Origin of the sequence: Streptomyces sp. NBC_00775 (assembly GCF_036347135.1) — a bacterium.
Classification (GTDB): Bacteria; Actinomycetota; Actinomycetes; order Streptomycetales; family Streptomycetaceae; genus Streptomyces; species Streptomyces lutosisoli.
Genome location: NZ_CP108938.1, coordinates 857,803 through 875,066, shown reverse-complemented (window position 1 = coordinate 875,066; position 17,264 = coordinate 857,803). Strand labels below are relative to the sequence as shown.

16 protein-coding genes are annotated in these 17,264 nt (G+C 71.7%); 6 read left to right on the top strand and 10 right to left on the bottom strand.

Annotated features, from left to right (window positions below):
* The first annotated feature begins 32 nt into the window (after nt 1–32).
* Complete coding sequence (locus tag OIC96_RS04180) at nt 33–1,211, top strand: 4-hydroxybenzoate 3-monooxygenase (RefSeq protein WP_330309236.1); 1,179 nt, start codon at nt 33–35, stop codon at nt 1,209–1,211.
* Between the two features lie 82 nt (nt 1,212–1,293).
* The gene (locus OIC96_RS04175) at nt 1,294–2,730 is read left to right on the top strand and encodes an aldehyde dehydrogenase family protein (protein ID WP_330309237.1); all 1,437 of its coding nucleotides are present in this window, start codon (nt 1,294–1,296) and stop codon (nt 2,728–2,730) included.
* A 15-nt stretch (nt 2,731–2,745) separates the two neighbouring features.
* Here OIC96_RS04175 and trxA read toward each other — a convergent pair whose 3' ends face one another.
* On the bottom strand, nt 2,746–3,225 hold the full coding sequence (gene trxA, locus OIC96_RS04170; RefSeq protein WP_406502206.1) for a thioredoxin: 480 nt from the start codon (nt 3,223–3,225) through the stop codon (nt 2,746–2,748).
* Between the two features lie 21 nt (nt 3,226–3,246).
* Here trxA and OIC96_RS04165 point away from each other — a divergent pair, with 21 nt between their 5' ends.
* The gene (locus OIC96_RS04165) at nt 3,247–4,680 is read left to right on the top strand and encodes a dihydrolipoyl dehydrogenase family protein (RefSeq protein WP_330309239.1); all 1,434 of its coding nucleotides are present in this window, start codon (nt 3,247–3,249) and stop codon (nt 4,678–4,680) included.
* Between the two features lie 24 nt (nt 4,681–4,704).
* On the opposite strand, the gene OIC96_RS04160 is transcribed toward OIC96_RS04165, so the two are convergent.
* Nucleotides 4,705–6,291, bottom strand: a complete 1,587-nt coding sequence (locus OIC96_RS04160; RefSeq protein WP_330309240.1) for an ABC-F family ATP-binding cassette domain-containing protein — start codon at nt 6,289–6,291, stop codon at nt 4,705–4,707.
* A gap of 205 nt (nt 6,292–6,496) precedes the next feature.
* Entirely contained in the window at nt 6,497–7,153 is a 657-nt protein-coding gene (locus tag OIC96_RS04155; protein WP_330309241.1) for a peptide deformylase, read from the bottom strand.
* Between the two features lie 204 nt (nt 7,154–7,357).
* Here OIC96_RS04155 and OIC96_RS04150 point away from each other — a divergent pair, with 204 nt between their 5' ends.
* Nucleotides 7,358–8,764 (top strand): PepSY-associated TM helix domain-containing protein, encoded by a 1,407-nt coding sequence (locus OIC96_RS04150; RefSeq protein WP_330309242.1) that lies wholly within the window; start codon nt 7,358–7,360, stop codon nt 8,762–8,764.
* Nucleotides 8,765–8,878: 114 nt separating this feature from the next.
* Here OIC96_RS04150 and OIC96_RS04145 read toward each other — a convergent pair whose 3' ends face one another.
* From OIC96_RS04145 to OIC96_RS04135, 3 genes are all read right to left on the bottom strand, one after another.
* On the bottom strand, nt 8,879–9,226 hold the full coding sequence (locus tag OIC96_RS04145; RefSeq protein ID WP_327433923.1) for a tetratricopeptide repeat protein: 348 nt from the start codon (nt 9,224–9,226) through the stop codon (nt 8,879–8,881).
* Nucleotides 9,227–9,313: 87 nt separating this feature from the next.
* Entirely contained in the window at nt 9,314–9,754 is a 441-nt protein-coding gene (locus OIC96_RS04140; protein ID WP_330309243.1) for a MarR family winged helix-turn-helix transcriptional regulator, read from the bottom strand.
* Nucleotides 9,751–10,281, bottom strand: a complete 531-nt coding sequence (locus tag OIC96_RS04135; protein WP_330309244.1) for a MarR family winged helix-turn-helix transcriptional regulator — start codon at nt 10,279–10,281, stop codon at nt 9,751–9,753. Before OIC96_RS04135 ends, OIC96_RS04140 begins: the two co-directional genes overlap by 4 nt.
* 176 nt (nt 10,282–10,457) lie before the next feature.
* On the opposite strand from OIC96_RS04135, the gene OIC96_RS04130 reads away from it, so the two are divergent.
* Entirely contained in the window at nt 10,458–11,423 is a 966-nt protein-coding gene (locus tag OIC96_RS04130) for a pirin family protein (protein ID WP_330309245.1), read from the top strand.
* Between the two features lie 130 nt (nt 11,424–11,553).
* Here OIC96_RS04130 and OIC96_RS04125 read toward each other — a convergent pair whose 3' ends face one another.
* The gene (locus OIC96_RS04125; protein ID WP_330309246.1) at nt 11,554–12,387 is read right to left on the bottom strand and encodes a DUF2182 domain-containing protein; all 834 of its coding nucleotides are present in this window, start codon (nt 12,385–12,387) and stop codon (nt 11,554–11,556) included.
* Nucleotides 12,388–12,680: 293 nt separating this feature from the next.
* Here OIC96_RS04125 and OIC96_RS04120 point away from each other — a divergent pair, with 293 nt between their 5' ends.
* Nucleotides 12,681–13,334 carry a DUF1326 domain-containing protein gene (locus OIC96_RS04120; protein ID WP_330309247.1) on the top strand — a complete coding sequence of 218 codons (654 nt, stop codon included), beginning with the start codon at nt 12,681–12,683 and terminating at the stop codon, nt 13,332–13,334.
* Between the two features lie 63 nt (nt 13,335–13,397).
* Here OIC96_RS04120 and OIC96_RS04115 read toward each other — a convergent pair whose 3' ends face one another.
* The 3 genes from OIC96_RS04115 to OIC96_RS04105 all read right to left on the bottom strand — a co-directional run bounded on the left by OIC96_RS04115 (nt 13,398) and on the right by OIC96_RS04105 (nt 17,258).
* Entirely contained in the window at nt 13,398–14,132 is a 735-nt protein-coding gene (locus OIC96_RS04115) for a DUF899 domain-containing protein (RefSeq protein ID WP_330309248.1), read from the bottom strand.
* Nucleotides 14,133–14,506: 374 nt separating this feature from the next.
* Nucleotides 14,507–15,616 carry an NAD(P)/FAD-dependent oxidoreductase gene (locus tag OIC96_RS04110; RefSeq protein WP_330309249.1) on the bottom strand — a complete coding sequence of 370 codons (1,110 nt, stop codon included), beginning with the start codon at nt 15,614–15,616 and terminating at the stop codon, nt 14,507–14,509.
* 25 nt (nt 15,617–15,641) lie between these two features.
* Nucleotides 15,642–17,258, bottom strand: coding sequence for a LodA/GoxA family CTQ-dependent oxidase (locus tag OIC96_RS04105; protein WP_330309250.1), 1,617 nt, complete (start codon nt 17,256–17,258; stop codon nt 15,642–15,644).
* Nucleotides 17,259–17,264 lie beyond the last annotated feature (6 nt).

The following is a 17,264-nucleotide window of genomic DNA, read 5'->3' as shown; positions in this document are numbered from 1 at the left end:
CCCCCGACCGCATCGGACACCGGAGGCGCTTCATGCGGACCACGGTCGGCATCATCGGCGGCGGCCCCGCCGGGCTCCTGCTGGCCCGGCTGCTGCACCGAACGGGGATCGACTGCGTCGTCCTGGAGAGCAGAACGCGCGCGTACGTCGAGCAGCGCCAGCGGGCCGGGATGCTGGAGCAGGGCACGGTGGACGCGCTGCGCGAGTGCGGCGCCGCCGACCGCCTGGACGCCGAGGGCCTGATCCACCAGGGCATCGAGCTGCGCTTCGACCGTGAGCGCCACCGCATCGACTTCCCCTGGCTCACCGGCGGCCGTACCGTCACGATCTACGCCCAGACGGAGATCGTGAAGGACCTCGTGTCCCTCCAACTCGCCGCGGGGCCACCGCTGTTGTTCGAAGCCGAGGCGCTCGCCGTCGAGAAGCCGGAGAGCGACTCACCTGTCGTGCGGTTCCTGCACGAAGGCCGCGAGCAGACCCTGAGCTGCGACTACGTGGTGGGCTGCGAGGGCTCCCACGGCGTCGCGGCCGACGCGTTCCCTGCCGAGGTGGGCCGCGTCTACGCGCACGAGTACCCGTACTCCTGGCTGGGGATCCTCGCCGATGTGCCGCCCTCCTGCGATGAGCTGATCTACGCGCGCGGCCCGGGCGGCTTCGCGCTGCACAGCATGCGCTCGCCGTCCGTGTCACGGCTGTACCTGCAGGTCCCGAACGGCACCGACGTCCGCGACTGGCCCGACGAGCGGATCTGGGACGCGCTCGACGCGCGCTTCGCGATCGACGGCGACTGGCGGCTGGCGCGCGGCTCCATCACCTCCAAGTCCGTGACCCGGATGCGGAGTTCCGTCCACGAGCCGATGCGGTACGGACGCCTGTTCCTCGCCGGGGACGCGGCCCACATCGTGCCGCCGACCGGCGCCAAGGGCCTCAACCTCGCCGTGTCCGACGTCCGGGTCCTGGCGCGCGGCTTCGCCGAGCTGCACCGCACGGGATCGACCGAACTCCTGGACCGCTACTCGGAGTTGTGCCTCGCCCGGGTGTGGCAGGCCACACGGTTCTCGTACGACATGACTAGGATGTTGCACGCTCAACCAGATGGGGATGCCTTCGAACACCGGATGCAGCTCGCGCGACTGCGCCGGATCACGGCATCCCGCCCCGCGGCAGCCGAACTGGCCGCGAACTACACGGGACTTCCGCTGGCTTTATGAGCTCGAAGGGCCGCAGGGGATCCACGAGTCCTACGAGCCCGCTGTGCCCCGCTGGTGATCAGTGAACGATCGGAGAGCCGTCATGCCGTTGCTCGACCCCACGACCTGGCAGTCCCGCACCCTGTCGGGCGGTGAGTACACCGTCACCGAGCCCGCCACCGGCGAGCCGCTCGGCGCCGTCACGCTCGCCGCCGCCGAGGACGTCGCGACGGCCGCGCGGACCGCCCGCGCCGCCCAGACAGAGTGGGCCAAGGCCCCGCACTTCGTCCGCGCCGCCGTGCTGCGCAAGGCGGGGGACCTGTTCGCCGCGCACGCCGGCGAACTGCGCGACTGGATCGTCCGCGAGTCCGGCTCCATCCCGGGCAAGGCCGACTTCGAGCTGCACGTCGCCGCCCAGGAGTGCTACGAAGCCGCGGCGCTCGCCTCGCGTCCGACCGGCCAGGTCCTGCCGTCCGAGGCGCCGCGCCTGTCGTACACGCGGCGCGTCCCGGTCGGTGTCGTGGGGGTGATCGCCCCCTTCAACGCCCCGCTGATCCTCTCGATCCGCTCGGTGGCCCCGGCGCTCGCGCTCGGCAACGGAGTCGTACTGAAGCCGGACCCGCGCACCGCCGTGTGCGGCGGCCTCGCACTGGCCGCGGTCTTCGCCGAGGCGGGCCTGCCCGAGGGGCTGCTGCACATCCTGCCCGGCGGCCCCGAGGCCGGTCAGGCGCTGGTCGCCGACCCTCAGGTGCCGGTGATCTCCTTCACGGGATCAACTGCCGCCGGACGCGCGGTCGGTGAGGCCGCGGGCCGTCATCTCAAGCGCGCGCACCTGGAGCTGGGCGGCAACTCCGCCCTGATCGTCCTGGAGGACGCCGACATCGACGCGGTGATCTCCACGGCGGCCTGGGGCTCGTTCTTCCACCAGGGCCAGATCTGCATGACGACGGGGCGACACCTGGTCCATGCCTCGCTCTACGAGGAATACGTGGAGCGGCTCGCCGCTAAGGCCGACGCGCTCGCCGTGGGAGACCCGTACCGCGAGCAGGTGCACCTCGGGCCGATCATCGACAGCGCCCAACTCGCCAAGATCCAGGGGCTGGTGGAGTCCAGCACGGCACGCGGCGCCAAATTGGCGGCGGGCGGAACGCACGAGAAGCTGTTCTACCGGCCGACGGTCCTCGCGGGAGTCGACGACACGACTCCGGCGTACGCGCAGGAGGTGTTCGGTCCGGTCGCGCCGGTCCGTGCGTTCGGCGCCCTGGACGAGGCCGCGGCCCTCGCCTCGGCGGGACCGTACGGCCTGTCGCTGGGCATCGTGACCCGGGACACCGCGCGCGGCCTCGAACTCGCCGAGCGCATCCCCACCGGCATCGTCCACATCAACGACCAGACCGTCAATGACGAGGCCGTGGCGCCGTTCGGCGGGATCGCCGCCTCCGGCACCGGCGCCCGCTTCGGCGGTGAGGCCAACCTGGAGGCCTTCACCGACGTGCGCTGGACGACGGTGCGCGGAGATGTGGCGGCGTACCCGTTCTAGACCGCGTACGCGGCCTTACTGACCGTCCTGCTGGGCCTGCTGCTCCGCGATGGACTTGCGGACCTCGTCCATGTCCAGCTTCCGGGCCTGCCCGATGACGTCGTCCAGGGCGGCCTGGGGCAGCGCCCCCGGCTGGGCGAAGATCGCGACCTGGTCGCGGACGATCATCAGCGTCGGGATCGACTGGATGTCGAAGGCCGCGGCCAGCTCCGGCTGCGCCTCGGTGTCGACCTTGGCGAACACCAGGTCGGGGTTGGCCTCGGCGGCCTTCTCGTAGACGGGGGCGAACTGACGGCACGGCCCGCACCAGGACGCCCAGAAGTCGATCAGGACGAACTCGTTGTCCGTGACCGTCTGGTCGAAGTTCTCCTTGGTGAGCTCCACGGTGCTGCTCATACGTCTATCCCTCTTCCTCGCGTCCGGGTCATGCCGGTTTGCACAACGCCACCTCCCGGGGGCGTATTCCGCGTGCGTACCCGTGTGGCCACGGCGCACACCAGGAACCAGACTGGGCCCATGACGGAAACGGAATCCATCGCGTACGACGTCGTGGTGCTCGGGGCCGGGCCCGTGGGGGAGAACGTCGCCGACCGCACCCGCGCGGCAGGTCTGTCCACCGCGGTCGTGGAGAGCGAGCTGGTCGGCGGCGAGTGCTCGTACTGGGCCTGCATGCCCAGCAAGGCACTGCTGCGCCCGGCCATCGCCCGCGCCGACGCCCGCCGTGTGCCCGGACTCAGGCAGTCCGTGCAGGGCCCCCTCGACGCCCCCGCGGTCCTCGCCCACCGCGACTACTACGCGTCCCACTGGAAGGACGACGGCCAGATCGCCTGGCTGGACGGCATCGGCGCCGATCTGTACCGCGGCCACGGGCGGCTCGACGGGCCGCGCAGGGTGACCGTCGAGGGACCGGACGGCGAGCGGCAGGTGCTGACCGCCCGGCACGCGGTCGTCGTCAGCACCGGCAGCCGCGCCCTCCTCCCCAATCTGCCGGGACTCGCCCAGGTCAAACCCTGGACCAGCCGCGAGGCCACCAGCGCGCACGCCGTGCCCGGACGGCTGATCGTGGTGGGCGGCGGTGTGGTCGCCGCCGAGATGGCCACGGCCTGGCGGGCCCTGGGCTCCGAGGTCACCGTCCTCGTCCGCGGCAAGGGCCTGCTGCCCCGCATGGAGCCCTTCGCCGGGGAGCTGGTCGCCGAGGCCTTGCAGGAGGCGGGCGCGGACGTGCGCACCGGCACCTCGGTGTCCGCGGTGACCCGGGAGGGCTCCACGGTGGTTGCGCTGACCGACTCCGGCGACCGGATCGAGGCCGACGAGATCCTCTTCGCCACCGGGCGCGCGCCCCGCACCGACGACCTCGGCCTCGACACGGTCGGCCTGGAACCCGGTTCCTGGCTCGACGTCGACGACAGCCTCCAGGTGGTCGGCAGCGAGTGGCTGTACGCCGTCGGCGACGTGAACCACCGCGCACTCCTCACCCACCAGGGCAAGTACCAGGCCCGGATCGCGGGCTCCGCCATCGCCGCCCGCGCCGCCGGGGTGCCCCTCCTGGAGACCGACCCCTGGGGAGCCCATTCCGCGACCGCCGACCGCGCGGCCGTCCCCCAGGTCGTCTTCACCGACCCGGAGGCCGCGGCCGTGGGCCTCTCCCTCGCCGAGGCGGAAGCCGCCGGGCACCGCGTCCGGGCCGTGGACGTCGACATGTCCTCGGTGGCGGGCGCGGGCCTGTACGCGGACGGCTACCGCGGCCGGGCCCGCATGGTCGTCGACCTCGACCGCGAGATCCTCCTCGGCGTCACCTTCGTCGGCCCCGGCGTGGGCGAACTGATCCACTCGGCATCCATCGCGGTCGCCGGTGAGGTGCCGATCGGCCGCCTCTGGCACGCCGTGCCGTCCTACCCGACGGTGAGCGAAGTGTGGCTGCGGCTGCTGGAGGGGTACCGGGACGCGTAGCCGCGGCAGCCGCCCGCCACCTCGTCAGGCCAGGGAGACGAGCTCCAGGTACTCCTCGCTCCACAGATCCTCGTCCGCGTCCGGGAGCAGCAGCACCCGGTCCGGACGCAGGGCCTCGATGGCGCCCACGTCGTGGGTGACCATGACGATCGCGCCCGGGTACGTGCCCACCGCGGCCAGGACCTCGGCCCGGGAGACCGGGTCGAGGTTGTTGGTGGGCTCGTCGAGGAGCAGCACGTTCGCGCCGGAGTGGACCAGACCCGCCAGGGCGAGGCGGGTCTTCTCGCCTCCGGACAGGACGCCGACGCGTTTGTCGGCGTCGTCGCCCGTGAACAGGAACGAGCCGAGCACCCGCCGCACCTCGCCGTCCGTGAGATGCGGCGCCGTGGCGGCCAGCTGCCCCCGGACCGTGTCGGCGGGGTCGAGCGTGTCGTGCTCCTGCGCGAAGTAGCCGAGGCGCAGCCCATGACCGTGCACCACACGCCCGCTGTCCGGGGTGTCGTGGCCGGCGAGGAGACGCAGCAGCGTGGTCTTGCCCGAGCCGTTGAGGCCGAGGATCACCAGCCGGCTGCCCCGGTCGACGGCCAGGTCGACTCCGCCGAGGACACGGAGATCGCCGTACGCCTTGGTCAGGCTGATCGCACCGAGCGGCATCCGTCCGCAGGGGGCGGGCTCGGGCAGCCGGATCCTGGCCGCCTTCTCCGTCTGCCGGACCGGTTCGAGCTCGGCGAGCATGCGGTCGGCGCGGCGGGCCATGTTCTTCGCCGCCACGGCCGTCGACACGTACGCGCGCATCTTGTCCGCCTGCGCGTGCAGCGTCGCCGCCTTGCGCTCGGCGTTCGCCCGCTCCCGGGCCCGGCGGCGCTCGTCGGCGTCCCGCTGGGCGAGGTAGGCGTGCCAGCCCGTGTTGTGGACGTCGAGCGTGGCGCGCGAGGGGTCGAGGTGGAAGACGCGGTTGACCACGTCGGCCAGCAGCGAGGTGTCGTGGCTGATGAGCACGAGCCCGGCCTGATGGTTCGTCAAGAAGGCGCGCAGCCAGCCGACCGAGTCGGCGTCCAGGTGGTTCGTCGGTTCGTCCAGCAGCAAGGTGCCGTGGTCCGCGAACAGGATGCGGGCCAGCTCGACCCGGCGGCGCTGACCGCCGGACAGAGCGCCGACCGGCTGGTCCATGACCCGGGTCGGCAGCCCGAGGCCCGCGGCGACCCGGGCCGCCTCCGCCTCGGCCGCGTACCCGCCACGCGCCAGGAACTCGGCCTCCGCCCGCACATAGGCGTTCATCGCGCGCTCGGAGCCGTCGGCCATCGCGGCCTCCGCCGCGCGCAGCATCCGTACGGCATGATCCAGGCCGCGCGCCGACAGGATCCTGTCCGTGACCGTCACCGCGGGGTCGGCCGCGCGAGGGTCCTGGGGCAGGTAACCGAGCGCCCCCGTACGGGAGATGGACCCGGCGGCGGGCCGCGCCTGCCCCGCCAGGGTGTTCAGCAGGGTGGTCTTGCCCGCGCCGTTGCGGCCGACGAGACCGATTCGGTCGCCGGGGGAGACGTGGAAGAAGATGTCGGACAGCAGCAGACGGGCGCCCACGCGCACGTCGACACCGCGAACGGTGATCATGGGAAAACGCTCCGGGGAATCAATCGGCAAAAGGACACACGGGTGGCGTGGAAGCGGGTCCTTGAGCTAAGAGATGCGGGGCGTAGACATGCGGCCAGGCTAGTGAAGGGACTTGGGCCGGCGCCACGGGATTTCCGCGGGCGCGAGCCTTCCGTCAGTCCCTGCCGGGCCTCGACTCGCGCCGTGGTGCGGCCGAGGCCGGTGTTCAGCCGGGCAGCGTGAAGCCGAGAGCCGCGGCCGCCCGCTCCGGCGTCGGCTGGTTCCAGCGGTCCGCCATCGCCTGGTTCGAGGACAGTGAGCGAGGCTCCGCGCGGTCGAGGTAGAGCATGCCGTCCAGGTGGTCCGTCTCGTGCTGGACGATGCGCGCGGGCCAGCCGGTGAACACTTCGTCGACCGGGCGGCCGTGCTCGTCCAGCGCCGTCAGCCGCACCTCGGCGTGCCGGACCACCAGCGCCTGCCAGCCCGGAACGCTCAGACAGCCCTCGAAGAACGCGGCCCGACCCGCGCCGACCCCTTCGTACGACGGATTGACCAGCACCCGGAACGGCAGCGGAACCCGTCCGCGCGCGAGGCGCACCTCATCGGGCACCGGCGCCGGATCCTCGATGACGGCGAGCCGCAGCGGTACGCCGACCTGCGGCGCGGCGAGGCCGACGCCCGGCGCCGCGTGCATCGTCGCGCGCAGGGCCGCGACGAAGCGGGCCAGCAGCCCGGGGTCCAGCTGACCGTCGAAGGGCTCGGCAAGCCGGCGCAGCACCGGGTCACCGGCGGCGACGATCGGCAACGGGCCTTCGTGGGAGAGGAGTTCCTCGACCAGGTCGCTCAGGGGGCGGGAGGTGCTGGGGTCACGTTCGGATGCCATCGCGCCAGGATGCCAAGCCGGCCCGCGCCGAGCGAGGCGGCGCCGGGCGAGTCCCGCATCTTCCCGCATGTGACGCACGCCACTCACGCGCCCGGGAACTCGACCGCTTCGCGCCCCGACTACTGGACCGCCACCGGCGAAGGGAGCCCAACTCCCAGGCCCACGGCCCGTTTCCGTCCCCTGCCCGACCGGAGAACCCCGCCGATGTCCACCGCTCCCTCGACCACGACGGACGAGTCCCCGCAGTCCGTAGCGCCGACACCGTCCCGAAGAATCTGGTCCCCGCTGCGCCCCCTGATCCTGCGCCTGCACTTCTACGCCGGACTGCTCGTCGCCCCGTTCCTGCTGGTCGCCGCCACGACCGGCCTGCTGTACGCCGCCTCGTTCCAGGCCGAGAAGATCGTGTACGCGCATGAGCTGACCGTCCCGGCCGGCGACCACAAGCTTCCGCTGTCCCAGCAGGTGGCCGCCGCCCGCAAGGCCCACCCCGAGGGCACGGTCTCCGCCGTACGCCCCTCACCGGAGGCGGACGCCACGACCCGCGTACTGCTCTCCGGCGTCCCCGGCGTCGGCGCCGACCACACCCTCGCCGTCTTCGTCGACCCGTACACCGGGAAGGTCCGCGGAGCCCTGGAACAGTACGGGTCCACAGGTGCGCTTCCGCTGCGCACCTGGATCGACGGGCTGCACGCCAACCTCCAGCTCGGCGAGAACGGCCGCCTCTACAGCGAACTCGCCGCCAGCTGGCTGTGGGTGATCGCGGGCGGCGGCCTGGTGCTGTGGTTCGGCCGCCGCCGTGCCCAGCGCAAGGTGCGCGGCACCAGTGGGCGCCGCCGCACGCTCGGGCTGCACGGCACGGTCGGTGTCTGGGCTGCCGCCGGGTTCATCTTTCTCTCGGCGACAGGTCTGACCTGGTCGACGTACGCCGGGGCGAACATCGACACCCTCAGGACCTCGCTCGGCCAGGCGACGCCCTCGGTCTCGTCGGCGACCGGCGGCGAGCACGCGGGCCACGCCGGCATGGGGACCGCGGAGGCCACGACACCGGACATCGCCCTCGACGTCGACAAGATCCTCGCGGCCGCCCGCGCCAAGGGCCTCGGCGACCCCGTCGAGATCGTCGCGCCCGCCGACGCCTCCTCCGCCTACGTCGTGAAGCAGATCCAGCGCAGCTGGCCCGAGAAGCAGGACTCGGTGGCCGTGGACCCGGCGACGGGCAAGGTCATCGACGAACTCCGCTTCGCCGACTACCCGCTGCTCGCCAAGCTGACCCGCTGGGGCATCGACGCGCACACCGGGGTCCTGTTCGGCCTCGTGAACCAGATCGCCCTGATGGCCCTCGGGCTCTCGCTGATCCTGCTCATCGTGTGGGGCTACCGCATGTGGTGGCAGCGCGGCCGCGCCTCCGCGTTCGGCCGGCCCATCCCGCGCGGCACCTGGCAGCAGGTCCCGCCGCAGATCCTGGTCCCGGCCATGGCGGCCGTCGCCGTCCTCGGCTACTTCGTCCCGCTGCTCGGCATCCCGCTCGCGGTGTTCATCGCCGTGGACGTCCTCCTCGGCGAGATCGCGTACCGGAAGGGGAAGCGCACCTACGGCGGCCCGGTGGCGTGACCGGACGGGCGAACGCCGGAGGGAGACGCGAAGAGGCGAACGCCGGAGGGAGACGCGAAAAGGCCGGTCACCGAGGTGACCGGCCTGTCGTCGAAAGGGACCTGAACGGTGTGATCACACCTGCTCGAAGTCGCCCGCCAGTGCCGAGGCGATCCGCAGATGCGACTCCGCCTCGTCATGCCGACCCTGGCGCTGCAGCGTGCGCCCCAGCATCAGCCGGGCGTAGTGCTCGACCGGGTCGAGCTCCACGAGCGCGCGCAACTCCGTCTCGGCGCGGCGCAGTTGAGCCGAGTGGTAGTAGGAGCGCGCCAGCAGCAGCCGGGGTCCGACCTGCTCCGGCACCTCCTCGACCAGCCCGCCCAGAATCCGCGCCGCGGCGGCGTAGTCCTTGGCGTCGAAGTACATCCGCGCCCGCTCCCAGCGCTCCGCGGCCGTCCCGTGGTCGTAGTACGTCGTTTCCACTGCTGACCTCCTTCGGAAGGCCACAACCGCCAGGGTTGGTTGAATATTCCACAACAGGTCCTTGCCCGCTGTGCTGCGGGCATTTGCTTACGCGTCCGCCAGCTCCGCGTTGGCCCGCTCCGTGACGAGGGTCAGTACGCGGCCTGCGGTCGCCAGGTCCTCGGCCGGAATGTCCGCGTACAGCCGGGCCGCGATCTCGTTGCCGGCGGTGCGGATCCCCTCGAACAGCTCCCGGCCGCTGTCCGTGAGCGACACCCGTTCGGCCGTCGGCTCCTCCAGCAGCTTCACGGCCGTCATCTCGTCGACGGTGGTCCGGGCCGCGGGCTCCTCGATCTTCAGTGCCCCGGTCAGCCGACCCACGAGCCAGTCGCGCTCGACGGTCCCGCCGTTGTCGGAGACGGCCCGGAGGGCCACCGACTGGTTGAAGGTGGTGCCGCTGCGGGCGAGCACGCTCTCCAGAAGGGCTCGGCTCGCGTAGTGCGCCAGACCTATGACCTGGCCGCCAACGGGGGGAGTGGTGATGGTCATGACTGCTCCTTGTCGGGATGTCGGTCGTTGTCACGGTGCGGGCCGATGCCGCGATGCGCGTCGATCTCGGCCTGCGGATCGAGTGGTACGTCGAGCAGGGTGGCCAGCTCGCGGCTGAACGTCCTCGTGCGCTCGCCGTTGAGCCCGCCCAGGGGTTCGAGAAGCTGCTCCAGGAGTCCCTGGACCACCCGGATCGCACGGCGGGCGATCTCGCGTCCCTCGTCCGTGAGGGTCAGCTGGATCGCCCGGGGGTCCGCCGGATCCCGGGTGCGGTCGACGATGCCTGCCGCCTCCAGGGCGCGGGCCAGCTTCGACACGTAGAGCGCTTCGAGTCCGGTGTGGTCGGCGAGCCGGCGCTGACTGGGCCGCAGCCCCTCCCTGTCCATGCCGTACAGCGACGCCACCAGCGAGTACTGCGCGTGGGTCAGGCCCAGCGGGGCGACCGCGCGGTCGACGGCCACACGCCATTTCATCGACAGGCGCCAGACCAGGAAACCTGGCGTCGCCTTCTCAGGTACCGAACTCATGAGAGAAACCGTACATGGCTACTATATCCATGGCTACTATTTTCGGACGGGTCCGACCAACGGCGTACGCGCCTGCGACCGAGGTCCTAGGCCCCGCGCCGTTCTGAGCCAAGTGCCCCTCGATGGGCGGGTCGATGGCCTGACGGAGGGTCCCCGACGGGGCTAGGTTGGGCGCCATGAGCAATCTTGATCGCGAGGCGGTTCCCGCACTCTGCGGTGGCCGCGGTTTCGTGGTGGCCGAGCCGGTGCGTGAACTCCTCAGCCCCCGCCGGGTCAAGCTCGGCGAGTCCACCGAAGTCCGCCGCCTGCTGCCCAACCTGGGCCGCCGCATGGTCGGCGCGTGGTGCTTCGTCGATCACTACGGGCCCGACGACATCGCCGACGAGCCCGGCATGCAGGTCCCGCCGCACCCGCACATGGGCCTGCAGACGGTGAGCTGGCTGCACGAGGGCGAGGTGCTGCACCGCGACTCCACGGGCAGCTTGCAGACCATCCGCCCGCGCGAACTGGGCCTCATGACCTCGGGCCGCGCCATCAGCCACTCCGAGGAGAGCCCCAAGTCGCACGCCCGCCTCCTGCACGGCGCGCAGCTCTGGGTCGCCCTCCCCGACGGCCACCGCCACACCGACCCGCGTTTCGAGCACCACGCCGAACTGCCCGTCGTCACGGCTCCCGGCCTCAAGGCCACACTCATCCTGGGCACCGTCGACGGCACCACCTCGCCCGGCACGACGTACACCCCGATCGTCGGCGCCGACCTGGCCCTGGCGAGCGGCACCGACGTACGACTGCCGCTGGAACCCGACTTCGAGTACGCCGTCCTGTCCATGTCCGGCGAGGCCCACGTGGACGGCGTACCGGTACTCCCCGGCTCGATGCTCTACCTCGGCTGCGGCCGAAGCGAACTCCCTCTGCGCGCGGAGTCGGACGCCGCGCTCATGCTCCTGGGCGGCGAGCCCTTCGAGGAGGAGCTGATCATGTGGTGGAACTTCATCGGGCGGTCCAACGAGGACATCGAGCAGGCCCGTTCGGACTGGATGACGGGCTCCCGATTCGGTGAGGTCGTGGGCTACGACGGGGCTCCCTTGGCTGCTCCTGAACTCCCGCCCGTACCGCTGAAACCGCGCGGAAGGGTGCGCTGACCTGGGGTTCCAGTTCCTGTGAAGGCCTCGCGCGGGACGCGGCTGTCTCTGTCCGCCGTGCCGTTCTGCGTGTCGAGCGCCGGATTCCTCGGCTGCCGCCGTGCCGCCCGGCGGGGCGAGCGACGTCCGCTCACAGCGCCGGGCCCGCCATCATCCGGTCCATCGACGGACCGCTCATCTGCAGACCGGGCAGCAGCCAGTCCTGGAACGGGGCGAGCACGGCCAGCACGAGGAAGGCGAGGCCGACCGCCCAGCTGAGCCAAGGACCCCCGCGCCACAGCTTCTCCAAGAAGATCACGGCGGCCAGTCCCGCCATCGCCGCTACGTTCATCACGCCGAGCGGGATCAGGACGATCATCAGGCCCCAGCAGCAGCCGACGCAGTAGAGCCCGTGGTGCGCGCCCACCCGCAGATCCTTCGCCCACGGCCGGAAGCGCGCGTACCGCAGCAACTGGAACATCGGGTTGCGGCAGTGTCGCAGACAGACCCCCTTCAGCGGCCCGAACTGCTGCACTCCCGCGAGCAGGAAGGCTGCCGCGCCGATCCAGCGGCCCGCGTCGGGGTGGCTGTCGACCAGCTGCCCGGTCGCCGCCAGGGCCGCGTACACGAGCAGCCCGAATCCGGCCCAGGCCAGCAGATAGCCGCCGATGAACTCGCTGATGCGCAGGGCCCGGACACCGCCCGCCGCGCTGCGATTGATCGCCTGGACCCAGGTGAGGGCGACGGGCGCCAGCGACGGCAGCATCATCGCCGCCATCATGACCACCCACAGGAGCAGGAAGAGTGGGAGTGCCAGGCCCATGGTGCCCGGCTCCATTCCCATGTCGCGGGACTGAGCGACCGTGAGCACCCACGCCAGAGCGGCGATGAGCGTCAGCAGAGTCCAGCCGAGGGCCAGATCACGCCTCGGCAGCAGGACCCCGGGCCGGGTGGGCTCCGGCGCGGCGAGGTGAGGATGCAGCATGGCGTGCCTCCCGGGAACGCCCACCACGGACAGCGGTGGGCAGTCCGAAGACACCTCCAGCAGAGCACAGAATCGGAGGGCCCAAAAGCGGACGGAGGGGAAGCGGCTCTCGGCGGTGACCGGACCTCCCCTGTGCCGTGGCCGGCACCGCCCAGGACTGGGGTTTCCTCGCCGCGCAGGCGCATGCTGGAGATGAGGCCGATCCGCTCGGCTTCGTGGCCGGCGGGCTCTGTGCGGGACAGCTCCGCTGCCCCCAGGACCTTGCGGTAACGGGGGACGAGGAGGTCAGCGAGATGACCGAAACAACCACCAGCCCTGCCTGGCGTCTGGTCGGCGACTGGTTCGACACCTGCAAATGCGCCATACCCTGCCCCTGCACGTTCGCTCAGCCCCCGACCGAGGGCGACTGCGAGGCAGTGCTCGTCTGGCACATACGCGAGGGCCAGTACGGGGACGTCCGGCTCGACGGCCTGAACTTCCTGATGCTCGGGTCCTTCACCGGCAACATATGGGCCGGCGCCGCCACCGACTCGTATGCCGCCTTCTTCGTCGACGAGCGCGCCGACGACCAGCAGCGCGCCGCGCTCGGCACGATCTTCAGCGGTGAGGTGGGGGGCTGGCCGAAGGAGTTCGGCGAGCTCGCCCCCTTCGAGGCGCGCGGCATGGAAGTCGCCCCTGTCATCGTGGAGATCGACGAGGACCTGGGATCGTGGAGCGTCGAGGTCCCAGGCCGGGTCACCGCCCGCGTCGAGGCCCTGGCCGGTCCCACCACGCCCGCCGGCGCGCGGGTGCAGGTACACAACGCCGGCGGTGCCGAGGTCGGCCCGGGCCAGATCGCCACATGGGGCCGCGCCACGACGGACCGGGCCGACGCCTTCGGCTTCAGCTGGGACCGCAGCGGCAAGTCGAGCAAGCATTTCCCGTTCGACTGGAGCGGCCCCGACTGATCAACCCCGCTGTACGGAAACGGAATCCGGATCCCTGCCCGCAGGCCGGGACCTGACGGCCATTCAGGCCTTGCCGTACTCGTCGTGGCGGCGCAGCCAGAGGGCTTCCTCGCCGTCCTCGTGGCGGCCCAGCGGTGTCCGGTCGAGGAGGCCGTAGTAGGCCATGGCGGGTTCGAGGCCGCGCGCGGTGGTGACGTACGTCCGGTGGACGCTGCCGTCCGAGAGCGCGTAGGCGCTCATCCCGGGCCCTTCGGTGACGTACCCGAGCACGTCCGTGCCGGAGAGTTTCGCCATCTGATTCACGGTCGGCGGGATGTCGCCGTCGAGGAACGGCCTGAGCTCCTCCTCGGTGTACTGCAGGCCGAGGTCGCGGTGGAAGTCGCTGCCGCCGGCGGAGACCCAGTCGAAGCTCCAGCCCATTCGCTCCCGGTAGGCGAGGAGCTTGTCGATCGGCGCCCGCGAGGAGCAGATCAGCGTCACGTCGCGGGCCTTGAGGTGGATCACGTTGGGCGCGAGGGTGTCCGCGATCGAGGAGCAGACCGTGCATCCGGCCTCGTACGGCGGACCGAACATGAAGTGGTAGATGAGCAGCTGCGAACGTCCGTCGAACAGGTCCGCGAGGGACTTGGTCCCGCCCTCGGTCTCGAAGCGGTAGTCCTTCTCGACCGGCACCCACGGAAGCTCCCTCCGCTTCCGCGCGAGCTCGTCGCTGCGCCGGGTGAGTTCCTTCTCCTCCACGAGCAGCTTCTGGCGGGCTGCCTCGAATTCCTCCTGTGTGCCGACCCTGTGTTGTGGCATTGCCTTCTCCCTCCTGTGCGGGAGCACCATCGGGCTGTGTGCGGTCGCCTGCGGCGGCTGCCGGCAGTGCCTGCACCGGCGGTCCCGTCAGGCCTCATGTCCACCGTACGCGCGGCGGCGGGCCCTTGCCCTACAAGATCATTACCGTGGCCCCGGCGGCCGGCGCCTCCGTGCTGTACGCGGTCGCGGAGAGTCTCGGCCGGCTGTGGGCGGCTCGCCTCGGCCAGGGCGCCGCGGCCTCCGCCCTTTCTCCTTCGGCCTCGGCCATGGTCGCCCGCCTGAATCCGGCGGCCAAGCGAGGCCGAGCGTTCGGCAGTTACGGCGGGTGCCGCTTCAGCTCGGGGACGCGCTCCCGTCGGCGCGTCAGCTCGGCTTCAGTGCCGACGGCGCCAGAACGGCGTGTCCCAGCGTTGTTCGCGTCGGTACTGGGCGGTGCGTGCGTTCAGGTACTCGGCATGTACGGCTGCGATGCGCCGGGCGTAGGCATCCAGCGCGCCGGTCTCTCCGGCCCGGTCGGCCAGGATCGCCCGTGCTGCCACCAAGCCGGTGGCCAGCGCGGTGACGATCCCCCGGGCGGCCAGGGGGTCGGTAGCGGTGGCGGCGTCACCGACGGCTACCCAGCCCGGGCCGGCCGCAGGGCTGGCGCAGGCGGAGCCGGCGGCCAGCACCCGCAGTCGCCGGGGTGGACCCTCCCAACGGGCGGTGCGGTCCCGGATGTGACCGGCGAGCTGCATCTGGGCCCACCACACGCCCGGATCGAGCAGATGCAGATCGGTGACGAGGTCGGCATCCGTCATGGCCATCACGATCCGTTCACCACCGGGCAGGGGGGCGGTATACCACCAGCCCCAGGGAGTGGACTCCACCAGCGACGTTCGTTCCAGCTCAGCCGCCGCCGCCCTCGGCGCACCCAACAGCCCGGCTACCGCGATCAGATGGTCGGATCGGACCAGCCCCGCTCCGGCCCGGCGGGCCGGCCGCGCCGCCCGGCCGGTGGCGTCGACGAGATGGCCGGCTCGCAGCACGCTGCCGTCATCTGTGGTGACCTGCCAACGGTCCTGCTGCCGTCGGACACTGCGGACGCGCCCGGCGTGCCGGCCGGCACCACCGGCCAGGGCTGCCTGCAGGAGGGCGGCATCGAACCGGGCTCGGTCAAGGTGCCAGCCGTCGCCGTACGGCCCGAACTGACAGCCCGCGACGCTGAGAGCGTCCTCGCCCCAAGCGGCCAGGTTGCCGTGACAGGGCGCGTGCCCATCGGCGGCGATACGGTCGAGCACTCCCAGCCGTTGCAGCAGTGGACGGGCGGTGGGAGCAAGACTCTCCCCGACCCTCCAGCCGGGGGAGACCACCGGGGTGACGATGACGACCTCCGCACCGGCCCGGACGAGGCTCAGCGCGGCCGCACACCCGGCAGGGCCGCCACCGGCCACCAGAACGTCGCAGTGCCGCGTCCCCGCGCCGCTGGTCGATCCGCTGCCGCTCAACGCTCCGCTCCGGCCTCTGCCCGGCCTACTCGGGCTCGGGAGCGGTCCGTTCGGTCTCCACCAGGATCTCGCGGCCGTCCGGACCGGGCCGGGCGACGACGAACCCGAGAGTGCTCCACTTCGCGACCATCTCGTCAGCGTCGGCGATCCCGCGGTCCCACTCCCTGAACGCGTCGGCCGCGACCTGAATGAGCGCGTCGTGCTCCGGCTCGGGAAGCACTTCGTCGGGACGGGAAGCAGGCCACCAGTGGGTGTGGCACGCGTCGAAGTCGGCCTGCCAGGGCAGGGCCATGTACTTGGTGACATCTCCGGCGAACAGGTCTTCGCGCAGCCGGAAGGGCGCGGCCCAGGTGGCCGGGTTGTCAGCGATGTACGTCATCTCGATACCCGGGAAGAATCCCCCGCCGCTGCAGGCCTCCAACGCGGCCCGGACCAGGGCGTGCGGCTGGTCCGCAGGCGCGAGGGCCTCGAGCGGGACCTCGGGGGCGGGCGCGCCTGGCCAGTCGGCCAGGAAGTCGCCGACGGCCCAGCGCCGCATTCGCTCGTACTGGCCGGGCAGGAGCGTCAGCCAGGTCTGCGGATGCTCGGGGTCTCGATCGCCGCCGTCGCCGGCAAGGACGGGCATGAATCCGGCGTCGGCCTGGCCGATGTCCAAGAGCCCGGGCTTCGGCGTACGCAAGCGGTCGAAGACGGCTTGCCGGTGTTTGGCGTTGACGTCGGCGTCCGAGGACAGCTGGGCGAGGCGGTCGGACGCGAGGAAGTTCCGTGCGACGCCGTGCTTGATGCGCGCGACCGCGTTGACCCAGGCGAATCCGACCGGCCGGGCGAGCAACGGGTAGATGTCCCGGGTGAAGGAGACCTCCGGCGGTATGGGCAGCCTGCCCAGCGCGCGGGCGGTCTCCAAGGCGACGTCGTACAGGGTGATCAGGCTTGCTGTGTGGGGGGCGTAATCGGGAGGGGCCGCCAGGACCCAAGCGGGAGTCACCGGCACCGGGCGACCCTGCGGCCCCAGGCGGACGGTCGCGCTGACCGGACCGTCAGAGATGTCGTCGAACCAGAAATCGTTGTTGGCGAAGTGGCTGATCGGATTGGCGGGCTTGACCGAGGCGGACTTCCCGAAGCCGCCGAGGACGAGGAGCCGGCCGGCCTCGTCCGTGCGCAGTTCACCCAGCGGTACCGGGGTGCCCAGGAAGGTTCCGGTGTCGAACCGGGCACCCGTGCCGTCCTGGGAGGGGCCGGTCACGCTGCGGGGGCCGGGCCGGACGACCAGCCGCGCCCGAGCGGAAGGATCGGCGGGATCGATGTGCCGGTTACGGCGGTTGGCGTCCGCGGCGGACTCGTGGAACCGCCCGGCGAAGTTGAACCACTCGCCCTTGGCGTTGGCCGGCTCGACGGTCCAGGTGACCTGCGCGTCGGCCGAGGTGAGCTCGCCCAGAACAGTGCCGGCCCGGTCATAGGCGTACAGGCGGAACCGGGCGGCCTGGCGCTTGATCCGCCCGGCGGTGTCCTTGAAGCCGCCGTCCGGCCGCGGCGGAACGCCGGGGGCCTCCGGACCGATGAAGAAGCCGTCGGGACTGTCGCCCAACCTGGCGATGCCGACCGTGGGGTGGATCTCGCAGTGGGAGATGTCATCGAGGTTCATGTGCGC

Excerpts from the sequence above, each read along its gene's own strand:
- OIC96_RS04180 (WP_330309236.1), top strand. The coding sequence starts at position 33 with ATGCGGACCACGGTCGGCATCATCGGCGGCGGCCCCGCCGGGCTCCTG.
- OIC96_RS04175 (WP_330309237.1), top strand. The coding sequence starts at position 1,294 with ATGCCGTTGCTCGACCCCACGACCTGGCAGTCCCGCACCCTGTCGGGC.
- OIC96_RS04165 (WP_330309239.1), top strand. The coding sequence starts at position 3,247 with ATGACGGAAACGGAATCCATCGCGTACGACGTCGTGGTGCTCGGGGCC.
- OIC96_RS04160 (WP_330309240.1), bottom strand. The coding sequence starts at position 6,291 with ATGATCACCGTTCGCGGTGTCGACGTGCGCGTGGGCGCCCGTCTGCTG.
- OIC96_RS04155 (WP_330309241.1), bottom strand. The coding sequence starts at position 7,153 with ATGGCATCCGAACGTGACCCCAGCACCTCCCGCCCCCTGAGCGACCTG.
- OIC96_RS04150 (WP_330309242.1), top strand. The coding sequence starts at position 7,358 with ATGTCCACCGCTCCCTCGACCACGACGGACGAGTCCCCGCAGTCCGTA.
- OIC96_RS04140 (WP_330309243.1), bottom strand. The coding sequence starts at position 9,754 with ATGACCATCACCACTCCCCCCGTTGGCGGCCAGGTCATAGGTCTGGCG.
- OIC96_RS04135 (WP_330309244.1), bottom strand. The coding sequence starts at position 10,281 with ATGAGTTCGGTACCTGAGAAGGCGACGCCAGGTTTCCTGGTCTGGCGC.
- OIC96_RS04130 (WP_330309245.1), top strand. The coding sequence starts at position 10,458 with ATGAGCAATCTTGATCGCGAGGCGGTTCCCGCACTCTGCGGTGGCCGC.
- OIC96_RS04125 (WP_330309246.1), bottom strand. The coding sequence starts at position 12,387 with ATGCTGCATCCTCACCTCGCCGCGCCGGAGCCCACCCGGCCCGGGGTC.
- OIC96_RS04120 (WP_330309247.1), top strand. The coding sequence starts at position 12,681 with ATGACCGAAACAACCACCAGCCCTGCCTGGCGTCTGGTCGGCGACTGG.
- OIC96_RS04115 (WP_330309248.1), bottom strand. The coding sequence starts at position 14,132 with ATGCCACAACACAGGGTCGGCACACAGGAGGAATTCGAGGCAGCCCGC.
- OIC96_RS04105 (WP_330309250.1), bottom strand. The coding sequence starts at position 17,258 with ATGAACCTCGATGACATCTCCCACTGCGAGATCCACCCCACGGTCGGC.